An 18,142-nucleotide genomic window follows, 5' to 3' on the forward strand; every position below is an offset into this window, starting at 1 on the left:
CTGCCCGCGCTGCCCGCGCTGCCCGCGCTGCCCGCGCTGCCCGCGCTGCCCGTCGGGGCCCCGTGGGGCGGGCGGGCCGTGCCGGTCCGTGCCGGCACCGGGTGGGCCAGCAGCGTGCGCCCGGCGCCGACGCTCAGGGCCAGGCCGGCGGCGGTGAGGGCGGTCAGATGGGTGGTGACTGTCAGATGCCCGGCCACCAGGCCGCCGAGGCCGGCGCCGACCATGCCGCCGAGGCTGTAGGCCGCGTGGAACGCCGGCATCACGGGGCGGCGCAAGGCGGCCACCAGGTCGACGGCGGTGCTGTTCATCGCCACGTTGAGGCCGCCGTAGCCGGCGCCGAAGACGAGGAGGACCAGGCCGAGGGAGAGCGCCGACGTGGCGTGCGGCGGCAGCGCGACCCCCAGCGACATGAGTACGGCTGCGGCCACCGTCACCGGCTGGTGGCCGTGGCGCTGGCAGAGCCGACCGGTGAGCATCATGGTGGCCACCGCGCCCGCGGACACGCCGAGCAGGGCGAGTCCCAGGGCGCCGGTCGAGGCGCCGGTCCGTTCCTTGATGGCCGGGATGCGGACGACCCAGCCGGCGAAGATGAAGCCGTCCAGGGCGAAGAAGAGCGTCAGCGCGACGCGTAGGCGACGGATGATCGGGTCCACGGCGGCGCTTCCCCGTCCCCACGGGGTGGCCGTCCGTATTTTGTTTAACGTCGGCACAAAGCCAGAATAGAGGGGTGACCCAGACACGGACAAGACTGGAGCGGGGCCGGAGCGCCCTCGGACCCGCGCTGGAGCTCGTACACACCGGCCGCGCGCCCACGCGCGCGGTGCTCACCGCCGAACTCGGCGTGACCCGCGCCACGGCGGGCGCCGTCGCGGCCGAGCTGGAGGCGCTCGGCCTGATCCAGGTCGACTCGCGCCCCGGCGCAGCCGCCGGTGCCCAGGGGCGGCCCTCGCACCGGCTCACCGTCGCGCCCGACGGCCCGGTGGTGCTCGCCGCGCAGGTGCACGTGGACGGGTTCCGGGCGGCGCTGGTCGGCCTCGGCGGGCGCATCGTCGCCACCGCCCCGGGCTGCATGACGGTGCCCGCCGATCCCGCGGCCGTGCTGGACGCCGTCGTCGCGGCCGGGGCCGGACTGCTGCGCGACAGCGGCCGGCGCTGTCTGGGCGCCGGGCTCGCCGTCCCCTCGGCCGTGGCCGAACCCGAGGGCACCGCACTGAACCCGCTGCACGTCGCCTGGCCGGCCGGCGCCCCGGTGCGGGAACTGTTCCGGCGCAGCCTGGCCCAGGCCGGCATCCCGGGCCCCGGCGGTGCGCCGACGCCCGGCGCGGTGGTGCAGGAGCCGGCCGCCGGGCACCCCGCGCGCGGGGACGCGCCGCCCGCCGGACAGGCGGGGAACGACATCAACCTGGCCGCGCTCGCCGAGTACCGGCACGGTGCCGGGCGCGGTGCCAGGCACCTGCTGTGCGTGGCCACCGGACACCGCGGCGTCGGCGGCGCGCTGGTGCTCGACGGGCGGCTGCACACCGGAAGTTCGGGTCTCGCCCTTGAGGTCGGACACCTGACCGTGCGCCAGGACGGCCACCCCTGCCACTGCGGCAGCCGCGGCTGTCTCGACGTGGAGACCGACCCGCTGGCCTTTCTGACCGCGGCCGGCCGGGCCCCGGGCCCCGAGGTGTCGCTGCTCAAGGAGGCGCGTGCGCTGCTGCGCGACGAGTCCGCCGACCCGGCCGTGCGCGCCGCCACCCACCTGCTGCTCGACCGGCTCGGCCGCGGCCTCGCCGGCCTGGTCAACATCCTCAACCCGGAACGGATCATCCTCGGCGGCCTCCACCGCGACCTCCTCGAAGCCGCCCCGGAGCAACTGAGCGCCGTCGTCGCCCGGCACAGCCTGTGGGGCCGCAGCGCCGGCGTGCCCATCCAGCCGTGCACGCTCGACTACAACAGCCTGGTCGGCGCGGCCGAACTCGCCTGGCAGCCGGTACTGGACGATCCCCTGGCGGCAGTGGGCGGGTGACCGCCCGCGGGATGCGTTGCTCGGAGCCGGTGCACGCGGCTACGCGCGTGCGCGCGTACGGGAATGCGGGCAGCCGGCTGGGAAGTACGGCCGGGTTGTGGGGCGTTGTGCCGCCGGGCCGCCGGGCCGCCGGGCCGCCGGGCCGCCGGGCCGCCGGGGAGCGCGGGGTGGTGCGCCGTCTGCCGGGGCACTCAGCGGTGCCTGGAGGTGCCGGGTTGCCGGGCGAGACGCCCGCGCGCCCAAGCCGTACGCGGGGCGGGCGGCGGATGCCGCCTGCCGTGCCTCGTGCGCCGGGCGCCGTGCTCCGTGTGGCCAAGAGGGGCGCGGTCCTCGCTCACGCGCCGTACGGGCGATCGGGCGTGCCCCGCCGCCATCGACCGGGTGGACGCGCGCTGCGGATGCGCGGGCGAGGTGCGTGAGCACCCCTCAGCCCCGCCCAGCCGACCACGCCGCCAGCCCAGCCAGCCGACCATTCCGCCAACCCAATACAGCCCAACCCAACCAACCCAGCCCGCAGCCGTAACCCGCGGTGAGCGGTTCGGGTCCGCGCAGCGGGGGAGTGGCCGTGGCCTGGCCTGCGCGTCGGCTCAGCCAGTAGCCGGTGCGGGCGCGTCCGGTTCCGTGGCGGTGGGGTGCGGGGCGGCGACGGGGGCGGAGGCCGGGGCCGGGGCCGGAATGGTGGGTGGGGGCGCCGGGGCGGTGGTGGGTTGTTGGTCCGGGGTGGCGGTCACGGCGGCCAGGCGGGTGGCGATGCGTTCGGTGACCGTGTGAGCGGGGTTGGCCGTCAGCCAGTCGCGGGCGTAGCCGAGAGCGAGTTGCCACTGGTCAGGCGTGCAGTCCGACCGTTCGAGCAACTCCGCCACCAGCGAGCCGACGCCGGCCACCGGCTCCCGGCTCAGCAGCCAGTCCAGGCTGTAGCTGACGGCACGCGCCGACTGTTCGGCGGTCAACTGCTTGGTCAGCACGATCCGCAGCAGTGGCTTGGCCTCGTTGCTCTCGGCGCCGTCGGCCTGGCGCAGGGCGCGCTCGATCGCGGCCTGTTCGTGCTCGTCCGACAGATGGCGGTTGCGCAGCAGTGCCAGCAGTACGGGGCGGGTCTTGAACGTCCTGCCGCTGGTCCGGGTCAGCAGGGCCAGTGCCTCTTCGGCCGCGTCCCAGAGCTGTTCGGGAGTGAGCTCGGGCGTCCGGAGCAGCGAGATGATCACCAGCCGGGCCTTGACCACCTCGTCGGAGCGCAGGTACGCCAGCGCCTGCCCCGCCACCGCCCGCCGCTGTTCGGGCAACAGCTCCTCGTTTTCCAACAGGGCCACGAAGTCCCGCCAACTGAGCACCGAGGTCAGCGCGGCGTGCACGGCCGCGAGCATCAGCCGCGGATCGAGCGGGTCCGCATCCGGCGAGGCGACGTGCGCGAATGCGGGCGGAGTGTTGTTCGTACGCGCGGATGTGGACGGCCCACTGCCCGCGTCGGACGCCGCGCCACCCGCGCCCCGTACGGTGTCCGGCTCCCCGGCCGTGTGCATGGCGTCGGCGGGCGACGGATCGAGTGCCGGTGGTGCGTTTTGAGCAGGAGGCGCAGGGAACGCGCCCGCGTGCGCGCGAGGCGGCTCCGGTGCTTCGCGGTGGTGCTGGTCGGGACGGGTGAGCAGACGCAGCAGGACGGCGCCGCGCTCCGGGTCATCCGGGTTGGCCAGCAGCCAGGCCCGGGTCTCCTCGACGCTGCGCAACCAGTCGCCGAACTCGTCGTCGCCGTGCGCGGTCAGGAAGGCCCGGACCTCCGGCGCCCAGGGGCGCTCGGAGTTGACCGCGTACCAGTTCAGCGCGTGCACGTTCAGCGCGCGCCGCCGGTCGTCGGTCAGGTCGTGCCGCTCGGTGAGGGCGAACAGCACCCGCGGCGCCTCGGCCGTCCGCTCGCAGCGGGCCAGCCAGCGGAAGCCGAGTGCCGTCGCCCGCGCGTACGCCGGCTCCGGCAGTGCGCGGCCGAGCAGCGCGGGCAGCGGCGCCGGCGCTGTCCCGACCCCCGTCTCCGCGCTCTCGGCCACCAGCCGGCCGGCCAGGGCGGCTGCCGTCCCCTCCTGCCGCGCGGTGAGCTGCGGCTGGTCGAGCACGGCGGCGACGGCGGCCCGTACGGTGCGCTCCGCGGCGTCGGGGGCCGCGCAGTGCGCCAGGGTGCGTTCCACGAGGTTGTGCACCTCGGGTGCCGTCAGGTCGTCCAGGCCGAGCAGCGCGGCCAGATCGCTCAGGCAGGGCGGGGCGAGCCCGCCGTTGCCCTGCGGCCAGCCGCGGCTGCCCCCGACCCAGCCACGGGTGCGCAACACCCGCAGCCACAGGAACCCGCGGTCGCGGTGGCGCTGCGGGCGGGCGAGCCACTCCACCGCGCGGTCGAGCGCCCGCGCCTCCTGGGCCGGCCGCAGCTCCGGCGTGCTCAGCAACAGCCCCAGGGTCGGCCCCACCTCGTCGGCCGGGCCCTCGTCCACCGCATCGGCATCGGCATCGGCACCGGCATCGGTGCCGGCGTCGGCGTCGGTAGCGCCATCGCCGCCGGCGTCACCACCGGCGCTGGCGACAGAGCCGACCTCGGCGCCCGCGCCCGTACCCGCAGGTGCCGCCTCATCGCCGCCCGCCGCCGTGCCGGGCTCCGCGCCGTCCGCGCCGGGCTCAGCCACACCACCCGACCGCCCGCCGGCGGCGGCAGCCTCCCGCCCACCAGGTGCTTCGTCCGCCCCGTCCGTAGCCACGGCATGCGCCTGGAGCCAGCTCAGGGTCGCGTCGGCGGCCCGGCGCGCCTGGTCGCGGCGCAGGTCGCGGGAGCTCAGGGCCGCCCGGTGGACCGCGGCGGACACCGCGTCGGTGCCGTAGAACTCCAGCCAGTTCAGGGCGAAGTCGACGGTACGGCGCAGCCGCTCCCCGCTTTCGCCCCCCTCCGCGCCCTTTCCGCCCCCCTCGCGCTCCGTGCTCCCGGCGCACTCCCCGGTCAGGAGCGCCACCAGCACCTCCGCGGCGTTCGGCGCCTGCGGATGGGTCTGTACCCAGGCCAGCGCGCGCTCGGCCAACTCGGCCGCCCGCGGCCCGAGGTCCGCGCCGGTGAGCAGCGGAGACAGTACGTAGCCCGCGGCAGGCGACTCGTCGTACCGGCACACCCACTCCCACGCAAGGCGCACCACGTCGGTGCGCTGCTCCCCGGTGAGCGCCGGGTGCGGCAGCAGCGGGCCGAAGACCTGGGCCGCCGACAGGTACTCCGCATGGCCGTGCTGCAACCAGGCGACGGCCTGGTCAACGGCGCGCCCGGCGCGCAACTCCGCCAGATCCGTCCGGCGCAGCAGCGCGTGCAGGACGAACCTGGCCACCGCCTCCGCCTCGTTGTGCCCCAGCCAGGTCAGCGCGAGCCCCGCGGTCTGCTTGTGCTGCGCCCGGGTGAGCTGCGGATGGGCCACCAGCGGGGCCAGCACCAGGCTCGCGGCCCGCTGCGCCGCGTGCCCGTGGCCGAGCCAGCCGAGCGCCGCCACTACGGTCCGCCGCGCGGCACCGGGCTCCACGTCCGTACGGGAGAGCAGCCGGTGCAACACGTGCGAGGCGTCCGTGGTGTGGTGGGCGTGTAGCCAACTGAACGCGTAGTACGCGGCGGTCGACAACTGTTGCCCGGTCAGCGCGCGGTCGCGGCGCAGCAGCGCGCCGAGGACGAACCGTGCGGCCCGGTGCCGCTTCCACAGCATCAGCCAGGCCAGCGCGTAGTCGACCACCCGCTCCTCGTACCCGGCGGGCAGGTCGTGCCGCTCCAGCAGAGCGTGGATCACATGGTGCGAGGTCTCTGCCTCGGGACCGCCCCGGTACAGCCAGGCGAGGGCCGCCTCCACCAGGTGCTCGGGCACGGTAGCCGTTGCCGACTCGACGGCCTGTGCCAGCAGGGCCCGGGCCGCTGGCGAGTCCTTTTCGCGGACCAGCCACGGCTGCGCCACCTCGTCCCAGACCCCGTCCGCGGCCCCCTGCCAGGGCCGGCGGCTGAGCAGGGTGAGCAGCGCCTGCCGGCCCTCGTCGCCGGCCCGCTTGAGCAGCGCGCCGACCCGCGCCGCCTGTGACCGCAGCCAATCGCCGCCGACCCTGGCCACCTGCCGGTTCTGCGCGTCGTCCAGATCGGCGGCCAGCCGCGCCAGGTGGCCGGCGAAGCCACCGAAGGTACGGGCGGTGACCAGCGAGGTGGTGAAGACGTCCCGTACCGAATCCAGGTGCACCGGGCCGGCGGGCAGCAGCAGTTGCCGCACCAACTCGTCCGTGACGATGTCGTGGACCACCATGAGCTGGTCCTCGTGCGGTTCCTCAAGCCAGCCGAGTTCGGTCAGCGTACGGACGATGTAGTCGCCGTCGAACCCGCTGCCGCGGTCGGTCAAGAAGGCGTCCACCGCCGCGACGACCGCGTCCCGCGGCTGCGGGCAGGCGTAGGCGGCGACGGTCGCGGCCAACTGCCGGTCACCGGGCGGGCGCGGCGTCGCGTCCCGGTCGTCGTCCTCCTCCGGCGCTTCGGGGGAGCGCAGCCGGTCCTCCTGGAGCCGCGGGTCGAGCCAGGCCAGGAGGTCGTCACTGCGCCAGCCGGACAGCCGCGGAATGTCCTGTCTGGCCACGAAGCGCCGCTCGATCTGGGCCGCGACCAGCAGGGCGATGATCGGCCGGTTGCCGCACGCCTGCCGGAGCGTGGGGTGCTTCATGCGGTCCAGCGCCGTCGGCGCGACCCTCGGCAGCATCGCGTCGATCACCGCCGACTGGTGCCCGCTGTCCTGGCGCAGCGTCACCTCGTCGAAGAGCTGTCGTACGCCGCGCTTGCGCAGCACCGGCAGCGTGCCGGGCCGGGTGGAGGCCACACAGGCGACCTGGATGCCGCGCTCGGCGGCGCCGAGCATGAACTCGTCGGCCAGCGCGCCCAGGTCGAGCTGGGCACAGGTGTCCAGGTAGTCGAGCACCAGCAGCACGCGCGACTGCCCGGCGTCGAAGACGGCCTGTTCCAGATGGGCCACGGTCAGCGAGCGCTGCCGGTCGGTCCGCACGTGCAGTACGTGCCAGCCCGCGTCGTGCGCCGCCTGCGCCACCTCGAAGCACGTCCGCGTCTTCCCCGTGCCCGCCGCCCCCACCAGGAGCACGCCGCGGCCCCGCTCGGGGCCGGTCAGCCGGTCGAGCAGCCGCTGCGGCGCGGCCTCGCTGTGCGGCCCCGGGCTGACGAACTCCAGGTGCTCGGGCAGCAGATAGCTCTTGGTGCCGCGGAGCCCGGCGAGGACGCTCTCGTGGGTGCGCACGTTGCTGGGCAGCGCCCGCGGCGCGCCGCCGGGCAGCGGGACGTCGACCGGCTCCGGGTTCACCTCGTGCGCGCGCAGGTAGCGGGCGAACTTTCCGGTGTCGGCGAGGGAGTCGACGCGGGTGGCGACGGCGGAGCGGGTGCCGGCCGGTGTCAGATGGGTGGTGTAGACGCCCACGATCAGGTGCGGGGCTTCGGGGCCGGTGCCGCGCGTGGCGAGCACCGCGGCGCCGGAGAACCCCTCCCACGGGGAGCCGGGGCCGGTCACCGCCGTCGGCTGCACCGATTCGTGCCACAGGTCGAGCCCGTCGACGTCCGGTTGCGAGGCGAGTTGGATGGTGCCGGTGGCCTGCCGGCGCCGCGGCTTGCCGTCCTCCCGGGCGAACCGGGGGAAGCCCAGGGCGTGGAACGCAAGCGTGCCCACGGCGGTGGGCAGTCGACCGAAGCGCAGCGGCGCCAGCGCGTCCACCGCCTCGTCGAGGATGAGCAGCGCGAGGTCCTGCGCGGGCGCCAGCACCACGAGCTCCACGTCGGCCGAGGCGGAGCCGCTCCCGGGCGCTGGCCGTAACACCCGGTACGTGCAGGTGGCGTCGTCCACCACGTGCCGAGCGGTCAGGACGAGCTCGCCGGTCAACAGGAAGCCGGAGCCGCCGTAGCACACGGTGCCGTCGGGGCGGCTGATCCGTACCACCTCGACGGCCCGGTCCGGCAGGTCATGCACGCCGTCTTACCTCCCAACCGTCGTTATTCGGGACGTCGTTCGGGCCGGGACGCGATCCGCACCTGGTCGCCCGCGGCCGTCTCGGCAGCCAACTGCAAGGAGAGCGCGTGCGTGGTCGTGGTGGTCGACGAGGCTCCGCCATCGGCCGAAACCAACCAGAACTTCAGCCCGGCATGGCCCTCTTTTGCGTTTTCCACCGCCACTTGGAGATCGAGGCTGATGGACTCGATGCGAAACTTGATCGCCTCGTGCTCGCCCTCGGCCATGGCCTCCGCCAGTTCGGCCCGCAATCCCTGGATGGCCCGTGCGAGCCCGATCTCCGTACCCATGCCGCCGCTCCCCTCGCGCAAGAGCCCTCACCGTACACGCGCCGATCGACCCTGATCACATGGTGGCCGGTGCTGGCGGTCCGTGCCCAGATGCCGGACCGTACGGTCCCGTTCCCCGGGGCGCCCAGTGTGCTGACCGCCGGACCCGGTGGAGCCGGCGCACGCCTCAACTGGCCGGGAACGGCGGGCCGATGGGCTGGATGCGGCCGTTTCCTGGGAGTGGGCCGGGCTCTGCGCAACGCCACTGCCCGGCCTTCTGTCCGGCTCCCTGCCCGGCCCCGTTCTCGGGTCCGTGCCCGACTCCCCGCCAGCCCCTTCTTCGGCCCCGCGCCCCGCCCCTGTCCGCTCTCGACGGGCCCTGCCTGGCCGCCCGCCCCACCGCCTGCCCGGCGGGTCCCGACCAGCCGCGTCCGGCCCGCGCTCCGCACCCGCATCCGGCGCGTACTCCGCCCCCCCACGTCCGGCCTGCGCGCCGCCCCCGCGGGCCCCCCACGCGCAGCGCTCGCCCGCCCCGTACGCCGCACCCGTGCGACCCGCCCCGGCCACCTCCGCGCACCCGGCTACCCCCGTGGGCGTACGCCCCGACGCGCGCCGGCGGCCGGTGGCCCGTGCGGCAACCGGCCGCCGCGCCGCGCCTTCGCCGCGCCGTCCGGAGCCGCGCCACCGCGGTGGTACTGCCGTCCGCCCCGCCTACTCCCCGTGGGGTACGCGGACGGCCGCTGGCCGTACGACGACGTGAGGGCCGCCGCGGAGCAGGCTCGTACCCGTCTGGTACAGCCCTTCCACCGAGGAGTCCGATCACGATGAACACGCTCGCGCACGCCTGGGGCGACGGCGGCGGACCCGGCCCCTGGATTCTGCTCGTTCCGTTCGTCTGGGCCCTGGTCATCGGGGGCGGCATCGCCGTGCTGCGGCGCACCGTCTGGCGTGGCCGCGGGCCCTGGCCGCGCTCCGCTCCGCCGGCCCCCCCGGCCGCGCACGCCCCGCTGACGATCCTCGGGCGCAGGTTCGCCGCCGGGGAGATCGACGAGGAGGAGTACTGGCGACGCCTCTCGGTCCTCAACGAGGAGTTCGGGACCGGCATCAAGGGCGGTGCGGTATGAGCCAGCACCCCAACCCGGTGGCCCCCGGCACCTCCGCGCAGGCCGGTTTCCCGCTGGCCTCCGGCGCCCCCGTACGGGCCGCCGGCCAGCCGACGGCCGGCGCCCAGGTGCGGCCCGGCGCCCATCCGATCACCGACGTTCAGCCGACCACCCCCACCCCCGCCGTCCGCGTGGTCGACGCCGTCAAGGTCTACGGCGCCGGCGACACGGAGGTGCGGGCCCTGGACGGGGTGAGCGTCGACTTCCCCGCCGGGCGGTTCACCGCGATCATGGGCCCGTCCGGCTCCGGCAAGTCCACCCTGATGCACTGCGCGGCCGGCCTCGACACCCTCACCTCAGGCTCCGCCTTCCTGGCCGAAACCGACCTCAGCACGCTCGACGACCGGCGCCTGACGTTGCTGCGCCGGGCCAGGATCGGCTTCGTCTTCCAGGCGTTCAACCTGGTCCCGACGTTGACCGTGGCCGAGAACATCAACCTGCCGCAGGACCTGGCAGGGCAGCGCACCGACCCCGACTGGCTGGCGGAACTGGTCGACGTCGTCGGCCTCGGCGGCCGGTTGCACCACCGGCCGAGCGAACTCTCCGGCGGCCAGCAACAGCGCGTCGCCGTGGCCCGCGCACTGGCCAGCCGCCCCGAGGTGGTCTTCGCCGACGAGCCCACCGGCAACCTCGACTCCCGCTCCGGCGAGGAGGTGCTCGGCCTGCTCGGCGCGGCCGTCCGCACCATGGGCGGCACCGTCGTCATGGTCACCCACGACCCGGTCGCCGCGGCCCACGCCGACGAGGTCCTGATGCTCGCCGACGGACGCCTGGTGGACCGGCTCGCCGAACCCACCGCGGAACGCATCCTGAACCGGCTCGGCGAACTCGGCCGCGACGCGCGGTCGGAACGGGGCGCGGCGTCATGACCGGCAACCGTGCCGTGCTGCGGCTGGCCCGTGCCTCGCTGCGGGCCCACAAGCGACGGTTCGTCGGCACCGTGTGCGCCGTCGTACTCGGCGTCGCCTTCCTCGGCGGCACCCTCGTCATGAGCGACACCCTGCGCGCCAGCTTCGACACCCTCTTCGGCAACGCCACCAGCGGCACCGACGCCGTCGTCCGCAGCGCCGACGTCATCACCACCGCCGGCAGCGTGGCCGGCACCCGCGAACCGGTGGACACCAGCCTGGCGCGCACCATCGAGCGGCTGGACGGGGTGGCCGCAGCCGAGCCCAACATCCAGGGCGCGGGCCAACTCGTGGGCAAGGACGGCGACGGCGTGGGCGGCAAGGGCCCACCGACCCTGGCCGGCAACTGGATCGCCGACGAGGAACTGGCCTCCTACCAACTCGCCGAAGGGCGCGCCCCCAAGGCGTCGGGCGAGGCCGTCATCAACCGCGGCGCGGCCGAGGCGGGCGATCTGAAGATCGGCGACCGGACCGTGCTCCGCACCCCGGAACCGCATCCGATCACCATCGTCGGCCTGGCCACCTTCGGCGGCGAGGACGGCATGGGCCAGGTCACCTTCACCGGCCTGACCAGGGCGGACGCCGAACGGTTCGTCACCGCGCGGCCGGGCCAGGCCGCCAGCATCCAGGTGCGGGCCGACTCCGGGATCAGCCAGCAGGAGCTGGTGGACCGGCTGGAGCGGGTGCTGCCCCGCGGCATCGAGGCGATCACCGGCGAGGAGTCGGCGGAAGAGAACCTGGACCAGGTCTCCGGCACCTTCCTCACCCTCTTCACCACCCTGCTCCTGGTCTTCGCCGGCATCGCCCTGCTGGTGGCCACCTTCTCCATCCACAACACCTTCGCGATCGTGGTCGCCCAGCGCACCCGCGAGAGCGCGCTGCTACGGGCGCTCGGCGCGGTCCGCGGCCAGGTCATGACCGGTGCACTCATCGAGTCGGCGGCGGTGGGCCTGGTCGCCTCGCTCATCGGACTGGTCGCGGCCATCGGGCTCGCGGCCGGCCTCCAGGCGCTCTTCCCGGCCGTCGGCTTCCCCTTCCCCACCGGCGACCTGGTGATCGAGCCGCTGTCGCTGCTGCTGCCGCTGGGCGTGGGCGTCGTGGTGTGCGTGGGCTCCGCGCTGCTGCCGGCGCTGCGGGCGGGACGCACCGCCCCGCTGGCCGCACTGCGGGAGACCGCCGTCGACCACTCCGCCGCCTCCCGCGTCCGCAGTGGGAGCGGCGCGGCCCTGGTCACCGTGGGGGTGGCGCTGACCGTGGCGGCCACCGTCGCCGACCCGCCCTCGATCCCGCTCACCGCGGCGGGCGCCGTGCTGACCGTGGCCGCCTTCGTCGTACTCGGCCCGCTCGCCGCCGCGTACGCGGTACGGGCACTGGGCGGCCCGCTGCGCGCCCTGCGTGGCGTCGGCGGCGTACTGGCCGGCCGCAACGCGCTGCGCAGCCCCAAGCGCACGGCCGCGACGGCCACCGCGCTGATGATCGGCGTGAGCGTCGTGTCGCTGTTCACCGTGTTCGCCGCATCGCTGAAGGCCACGCTCAACGACACCGTCTCGCGGACCTTCGCCGGCGACGTCGCGGTCAGCGTCCCGGCGTTCGGCGGCGGTGGCGCCGGCCTGAGCCCCGGCCTCGCGCCCGCACTGGACGCGCTGCCCGAGGTGGACACCGCGCTCGGCCTCGGCCGCGGCGTGGCCAAGGTCGACGGCGCGGGGCGGGAGGTGACCGTCACCGACCCGGCCGCCCTCGCGCGCGTGCTCGACCTCGGCACCACCCGCGGCGACCTCGGTGGGCTCGGGCCCCGCGGCATCGCGGTCGCCGCCGACGTGGCCGACGACCGCGGCTGGCGGGTGGGCAGTAGCGTCCCGCTGACCTTCGCCGACGGCACGCGCACCCCGTTCACGGTACGGGCGGTCTACGCCGAGGCCGACCTGGCCGGCGACTACCTCATCACCCGTCAGGCGTGGGCGCCGCACCGGGGCCAGGACTCCGATGCGCTGGTCGCCGTCGCCTTCAAGGACGGCGTGTCCACCAGCGACGGCAAGGCGGCCGTCGAGCGGGCCGCGGAGGACTGGGGCAACCCGCAGGTGCAGACCCGGGACGAATGGGCCGAATCCTCCGCCGGCGGCATCGACATGATGCTCACCCTGGTCTACGCGCTGCTCGCACTGGCCGTCCTGATCGCCCTGCTCGGCATCGCCAACACGCTCACGCTCGCCGTCCACGAGCGCACCCGCGAACTCGGCCTGCTGCGCGCCGTCGGCCAGACCCGCCGTCAGCTCCGGGCGATGGTGCGGTGGGAATCGGTGCTGGTGGCCGCGTTCGGCACGCTCGGCGGGCTGACCCTCGGCGGCTTCCTCGGCTGGGCGCTGGTCAAGACCGCGGTGGCGTCGGGCGACGGCACCTTCGCCCTGCCGCCGCAGCAACTGCTCGTGGTGGCCCTGGTCGGGGTGGTGGCCGGCGCACTGGCCGCCGTACGCCCGGCCCGCCGCGCGGCCAAGCTCGACGTGCTCCGCGCCATCGCCACGGAGTAGCCCCGCCCACCGGCCGGCACCACTCACCGGCTGACATCACCCATCGGCCGCCCCCGCCCACGGGCCGAACCCGCCCGCCGGGCGCCCCCGCTCAGCAGGTACCACCGGCCTTTGGCCATCCCGCGCCAGGGATGGCCGGGGCCGGTCCCGCGTTCTCCGCCGTGCCGCGTTCCCCACCGGGGCCGACCTGCGATGGGTGCGTACGCGGCCTCCGACCGGAGGCGACCTGTGGCGCGTGCGTGCTCCCCCGCCGGGTCCGGCCAGCGGCGCGTACGTGCCCTCCGGCCCCACGGCGCCGTACCCACCCCGATCCGGCCGCCGGGCGCCAACCGCGCGCCCAGCGCGCACGCTCCGTACGCCCACCGGACGCCAGCCTCCGAGCAGCAGCCGTGCATCCACCGGCCGTCAGCCGCGCACCGGTCCTACGCCCCGGCCCCGCTCCACCCCGAGCAGGCCGCCGGGCGTTCAGCCGGCAGTCGTGGCCGGAGCGGACCGTCGCCCGGCCGGCGCAGGCTCCTGCTCCGGCTCGGCCACCGGGTGCTCGACGGGCAGCGGGCCGGCCGCATGGTCGACGGGCAGCGGGCCTGCCGTCCCGTGCTCGACGCCCAGCGGGTCGGCGGTGGACGGTGCGGTGGTCCGCGACGGCTCGCCGGCAGATGGGTACGCGGGCCCGCCCGCCGCCCGCCCGGGGCGCTGTGCCCACGGCTCGGCCCGCCACCCCACGGGCAGCGCGAACCACACGGCCTTGCCGCCGGCCACCTGGCGCACGCCCCAGCTCTGGCTGACGGCGGCGACCAGGGCGAGCCCCCGGCCGTGCGTGCCCAGCGGGCCCGGGGCGGGCGGCGCGGGCTCGCGCACATCGCGGTCCCGCACCGAGACGGTGAGCTGGTCGAGCACCCAGACCAGGTCGACCGTGCAGCGCTTGTCGGGTTCGGCGTGCAGATACACATTGGTCAGCAACTCGGAGACGCCGAGCGCGACCGACTCGATGAGCTGGTCCAAATGCCAGTAGCGCAACTGCGCCGATACGATTCTGCGGACCTGGCCGATCCGCTCCGGGAGAACCTGGACCTCCACGGTGCAATGCCTGCTGGGGCTGCTGATCACGGCTGCGACTCCCGGGAGAAGTAGGGCTAGCCTGAATCAGGTGTGGGCGGAGAGGGCGTACGTTCGGAGCTGACCGCCGTACCTGACCAGCGCGCTGGTTCGCAGCGTAGCCGCTGTTCCACTCTCGGTGACACCGATATGCGTCCAGAATCGGACTATTCGCCCGGCCGTGCAACTCGCGCGTCAGTGGCTGTCGGACTCGTCCTGCGCCGAACGCACCGCGTCCAGGAAGCGCCGCGCGGTGGCGGGGCCGTCGCAGGACCCCGCGTCCTGCTGCCCGAGGGTCAGTACGTACCGGGTGCCGTTCACCGTGGCGCGCGCCTGGTCGCCCGAGGCGAACCACGGCCGGCCCGCCTGCACCGACCCCAGCGGGGCGCTGTCGATCTCGCTCCCGTAGCTGGTCAACAGCTCAAGCCGGCCGTCCTTGATGAGTACCTGCCCGGCCCGGGTCACCGAGCGCAAGGAGCGCTCGATCCGTACGCCGGTCGCATTGAACTCGGCCTCCGCCACGATCCACGCCTCCCCATCGCATGAGCGTCCGCGCCCGTCGGCCCTTCGCACTCGACCGCGCCGCCACCCTACGTCCACTGGGCAGTCTGCCTGCCCCGCGAGCCGGACACCAGTGCCCATTTATGATCGAAAACGGGCAGGCTCACGGCCGGTGCCCGGCAACCGCACGAGGAGTGGCATGGACAGCACCAAGACGATCGACGTCGACCGCACCGACCCGGCCCACCGCGCCTGGTTGAACGAGGCGATCCGCCGGGTGCAGGCCGATGCCAACCGATCGGCCGACACCCATCTGCTCCGCTTCCCGCTGCCCGAGCGCTGGGGCATCGACCTCTACCTCAAGGACGAGTCCACGCACATCACCGGCAGCCTCAAGCACCGGCTCGCCCGCTCGCTCTTCCTGTACGCGCTGTGCAACGGCTGGATCAGCCCCGGCCGGCCCGTCGTCGAGTCCTCCAGCGGCTCCACGGCCGTCTCCGAGGCGTACTTCGCCAGCCTGATCGGGGTGCCCTTCATCGCCGTCGTCCCCCGGACGACCAGCCGCGAGAAGTGCCGCCTCATCGAGTTCCACGGCGGCCAGTGCCACTTCGTGGACGACCCGAGCACCATGGCCGCCGAGTCCATCGCCCTCGCCGCCCGCACCGGCGGCCACTACATGGACCAGTTCACCTACGCCGAGCGGGCCACCGACTGGCGCGGCAACAACAACATCGCCGAGTCGATCTACCGTCAGCTCAGCCTGGAGCGCTACCCCGAGCCCGCCTGGATCGTGGCGACCGCGGGCACCGGCGGCACCTCGGCCACCATCGGCCGCTACGTGCGCTACCTGCAACACCAGACGCTGGTGTGCGTCGCCGACCCGGAGTTCTCCGGCTTCTTCGACTTCTGGGAGTCCGGCGACGAGAACGCCCGGTGCGACCGCAGCTCGCGCATCGAGGGCATCGGCCGGCCGCGCGCCGAACCCAGCTTCGTACCGGGCGCGGTCGACCGGATGATGAAGGTGCCGGACGCCGCGAGCATCGCCGCGATGCGCACCCTGGAGCGCGTCGTCGGCCGCAAGGCAGGCGGCTCCACCGGCACCGGCTTGTGGAGCGCGCTGAAGATCGTCGCGGAGATGGTCGCCGACCAGCGCACCGGCAGCGTCGTCACCCTGCTGGGCGACCCCGGAGAGCGTTACCTGGACACCTACTACTCGGACGCCTGGCTCGCCGAACAGGGCCTGGACATCGCGCCGTACGCCGACACGCTGGACCGCTTCCTGACCGAGGGCGTCTGGCGCTGACGCGCAGGGGGCGCGCGCCTGTCGCGCCCGCCCCGGGGCCGGCCGCCGGGCATGGGGCTCCGGCCGCCGGCCGCGCCCGGCTCAGTGCGTCGGTACGGCGCGCTCCCCGGCCACCCCGAGCTCCGCCACCTGCTCCGCCATCTCCTCGCGCGCCGCCCTGGCCAGCCCTGCATCGGTCACCAGGACGTCCACGTCCGCCAGCGCGGCGAACGAACTCAGGCCCACCTTGCCCCACTTGGTGTGATCGGCGACCACCACCACCCGACGGGCCGAGCGGACGAAGTGACGGTTGGTCTCCGCCTCGGCCAGGTTCGGCGTGGACAGGCCGGCGTCGGCCGACACCCCGTGCACGCCGAGGAAGAGCACGTCGAAGTGGAGCGAGCGGATCGCCGCGTCCGCCACCGGGCCCACCAGCGAGTCCGACGGCGTCCGCACCCCGCCGGTGAGCACCACCGTCGCCGCGCCGCCGGGGCGCTCGGGACGACCGGTGCCGTCGGCGGTGGGGTCGGCCGCCCGCCACGCACTGTGGAACACATCGGCGATCCGCATGGAGTTGGTGACCACCGTCAGCCCCGCCACGTCCACCAGGTGCTGTGCCAGGGCGTGGGTCGTCGTCCCGCCCGACAGCGCGATGGCCGAGCCGGGCGCCGCCAGGGGCGCAGCCGCGCGGGCGATGTCCTCCTTCGCGCTCAGCTCCAACCCGGACTTCGCCTCGAATCCCGGCTCATGCGTACGGGCCTCGGCGACCGGTACGGCACCGCCGTGCACCTTCTCCACCACGCCGAGCCTGGCCAGTGCGTCCAGGTCCCGCCGGACGGTCATGTCCGACACCTTCAGCTTGCGCGTCAACTCGTTGACCCGCGCCCCGCCGTGCCGCCTGACCTCGTCGAGAATCAGGGCCCGCCGCTGCTCCGCGAGGAGGTTCTGGTTCTCGCTCACCTCGCCCGTCCCTTCCGCCCAGCTGCCGATGTCCGCGCACATCTTCGCACGTGGGTAGGGTGCCCCCGGATCGGGCACAATCGCATCGGCGCAGGAATACGGCACCTTGGGCAGGGCGCACCGGGCGCCTGCGGACGCCGCGCGCGAAGCGGCGCAGACGTCGCCCCAGCGCACTGAGCAGCCTTGGCCCACACACCGGATCGGGGGAATCGGTGGCACACATGACGCGACCTGACGACGAGTCCAACCCACATCCCACACCCGAAACACCCACACCCGTCACACCCGTCACACCTCAGACACCCGAAGTACCTGAGACACCTGAAACACCTGAAACAACCAAGTCACCTGAGACACCCACACCCACTACGACAACCACATCAGCTACGACCACACCCACACCCACACCCACACCCTCCACACCGACCACGCTCACACCCGCCACACCCACCGCACCACCAACCCCAGCCGGCGCAGCCGCTGTCCCTGCCGCACCCCACACACCGGCGACTGCGGCCACACCAACTCCGCCGGACGGCACACCCACCGCGCCCACCGCACTCACCCCGCCCGCCTGGACCGATCCGCCCGCCCCCGCACCCGCACCCGCGGGCCGGGCGCGGGCCCCGGAGTTGGCGCTCGAACTGCTGGTGCACGGCGTCGGGGGCGCCACGCCCGCCAAGATGCTCGACGGCGACCCCAGGACCCAGCGCATCACCGGCGACGAGACCGCGGGCATCTACCGGCACACCGAGGACGCCGACGCCGAACACCGCCCGCAGGACTACCGCGACCGCCCGGTGCCCGAGGCGTACTGCTGGTCGGGACTGACCTCGGGGGACGGCTCGCGCGCACTGTGGCTGCTGCTGCTCCCGTTCATGATCATCAACCTCGCGCACTGGAACCGGCCCGCCGCCGACCGCCGCGAGGGCACCGTACGGCTCTACGGGCTGCTGGTGCGGCTGATCGCGCTCACCCTGACCGTGCTGCTGGTCGCCGCCGTGTGCGAGGTAGCGCTCGACCTGACGGCCTGGCAGTGCGCCGGCTCCACCGCCAGCGCGGACGGCCGGTCCTGGCTCGGCTTCGCCGCCCCGGGCGGCGGCTGGTGGAGCCAGCCAGGCCGCCGGATCGCGCTGGCCGCCCTCGCACCGCTCGCCCTCATCGGGCTCCTGTGGTTCCTGTCCACCCGCACGTGGAGCGCGTACGAGTCGGCGCCCCCCATCGAGCGCACGCTCAACGAGGACGACCCGGCCGTCGCCCCCCCCCCCCCCCCGCGGCGGGCGGGGGGGGGGCTGGTTTTTTTAAAACCCCCCCCGGGGGCCCCCGGGGGGCCGCCGCCGGCACCCGGGCGCTCAACGCCGCACTCAAGGAGCGCCTCAACCCCGGGCCC

11 protein-coding genes and 1 pseudogene are annotated in these 18,142 nt (G+C 74.7%); 6 read left to right on the top strand and 6 right to left on the bottom strand.

Translation table 11 applies throughout. The features are described from left to right. The coding region (locus AAHZ94_RS11055; protein WP_502964643.1) for an MFS transporter at positions 1-710 on the bottom strand (710 nt) is incomplete at its 3' end. A gap of 17 nt (positions 711-727) precedes the next feature. Here AAHZ94_RS11055 and AAHZ94_RS11060 point away from each other — a divergent pair. Then, on the top strand, positions 728-2,011 hold the full coding sequence (locus AAHZ94_RS11060; protein WP_349992592.1) for an ROK family protein: 1,284 nt from the start codon (positions 728-730) through the stop codon (positions 2,009-2,011). Between the two features lie 587 nt (positions 2,012-2,598). Here AAHZ94_RS11060 and AAHZ94_RS11065 read toward each other — a convergent pair. Continuing rightward, on the bottom strand, positions 2,599-8,010 hold the full coding sequence (locus tag AAHZ94_RS11065; RefSeq protein WP_349992593.1) for a trypsin-like peptidase domain-containing protein: 5,412 nt from the start codon (positions 8,008-8,010) through the stop codon (positions 2,599-2,601). A gap of 23 nt (positions 8,011-8,033) precedes the next feature. Continuing rightward, positions 8,034-8,339 carry a trypco2 family protein gene (locus tag AAHZ94_RS11070; protein ID WP_349992595.1) on the bottom strand — a complete coding sequence of 102 codons (306 nt, stop codon included), beginning with the start codon at positions 8,337-8,339 and terminating at the stop codon, positions 8,034-8,036. 803 nt (positions 8,340-9,142) lie between these two features. Between AAHZ94_RS11070 and AAHZ94_RS11075 the strand changes: the two genes are divergently transcribed. The 3 genes from AAHZ94_RS11075 to AAHZ94_RS11085 are packed head-to-tail and all read left to right on the top strand — an operon-like array spanning position 9,143 to position 12,914. Beyond that, positions 9,143-9,442, top strand: coding sequence for an SHOCT domain-containing protein (locus tag AAHZ94_RS11075; protein WP_349992597.1), 300 nt, complete (start codon positions 9,143-9,145; stop codon positions 9,440-9,442). Further along, positions 9,439-10,350 carry an ABC transporter ATP-binding protein gene (locus AAHZ94_RS11080; RefSeq protein ID WP_349992599.1) on the top strand — a complete coding sequence of 304 codons (912 nt, stop codon included), beginning with the start codon at positions 9,439-9,441 and terminating at the stop codon, positions 10,348-10,350. The genes AAHZ94_RS11075 and AAHZ94_RS11080 overlap by 4 nt, the downstream gene beginning before the upstream one ends. After that, a complete protein-coding gene (locus tag AAHZ94_RS11085; protein ID WP_349992600.1) occupies positions 10,347-12,914 on the top strand; it encodes an ABC transporter permease in 2,568 nt (855 codons plus the stop codon). The genes AAHZ94_RS11080 and AAHZ94_RS11085 overlap by 4 nt, the downstream gene beginning before the upstream one ends. Before the next feature lie 465 nt (positions 12,915-13,379). Here the strand turns inward: AAHZ94_RS11085 and AAHZ94_RS11090 are convergent, their stop codons facing one another. Both AAHZ94_RS11090 and AAHZ94_RS11095 read right to left on the bottom strand, forming a co-directional pair. Continuing rightward, on the bottom strand, positions 13,380-14,021 hold the full coding sequence (locus tag AAHZ94_RS11090) for an ATP-binding protein (protein ID WP_349992602.1): 642 nt from the start codon (positions 14,019-14,021) through the stop codon (positions 13,380-13,382). Positions 14,022-14,204: 183 nt separating this feature from the next. Then, positions 14,205-14,531, bottom strand: a complete 327-nt coding sequence (locus AAHZ94_RS11095; RefSeq protein WP_349992604.1) for a hypothetical protein — start codon at positions 14,529-14,531, stop codon at positions 14,205-14,207. 178 nt (positions 14,532-14,709) lie between these two features. On the opposite strand from AAHZ94_RS11095, the gene AAHZ94_RS11100 reads away from it, so the two are divergent. Continuing rightward, positions 14,710-15,813, top strand: a complete 1,104-nt coding sequence (locus AAHZ94_RS11100; protein WP_349992605.1) for a PLP-dependent cysteine synthase family protein — start codon at positions 14,710-14,712, stop codon at positions 15,811-15,813. A gap of 81 nt (positions 15,814-15,894) precedes the next feature. On the opposite strand, the gene AAHZ94_RS11105 is transcribed toward AAHZ94_RS11100, so the two are convergent. Then, positions 15,895-16,752: a DeoR/GlpR family DNA-binding transcription regulator gene (locus AAHZ94_RS11105; protein ID WP_349992606.1), complete on the bottom strand. Its 858-nt coding sequence runs from the start codon at positions 16,750-16,752 to the stop codon at positions 15,895-15,897. A 683-nt stretch (positions 16,753-17,435) separates the two neighbouring features. Between AAHZ94_RS11105 and AAHZ94_RS11110 the strand changes: the two are divergent. Beyond that, a pseudogene (locus AAHZ94_RS11110) lies at positions 17,436-18,142 on the top strand (hypothetical protein); the annotation flags it as partial.

The sequence above is a fragment of the Streptomyces sp. HSW2009 genome, assembly GCF_040240285.1.
Classification (GTDB): Bacteria; Actinomycetota; Actinomycetes; order Streptomycetales; family Streptomycetaceae; genus Streptomyces.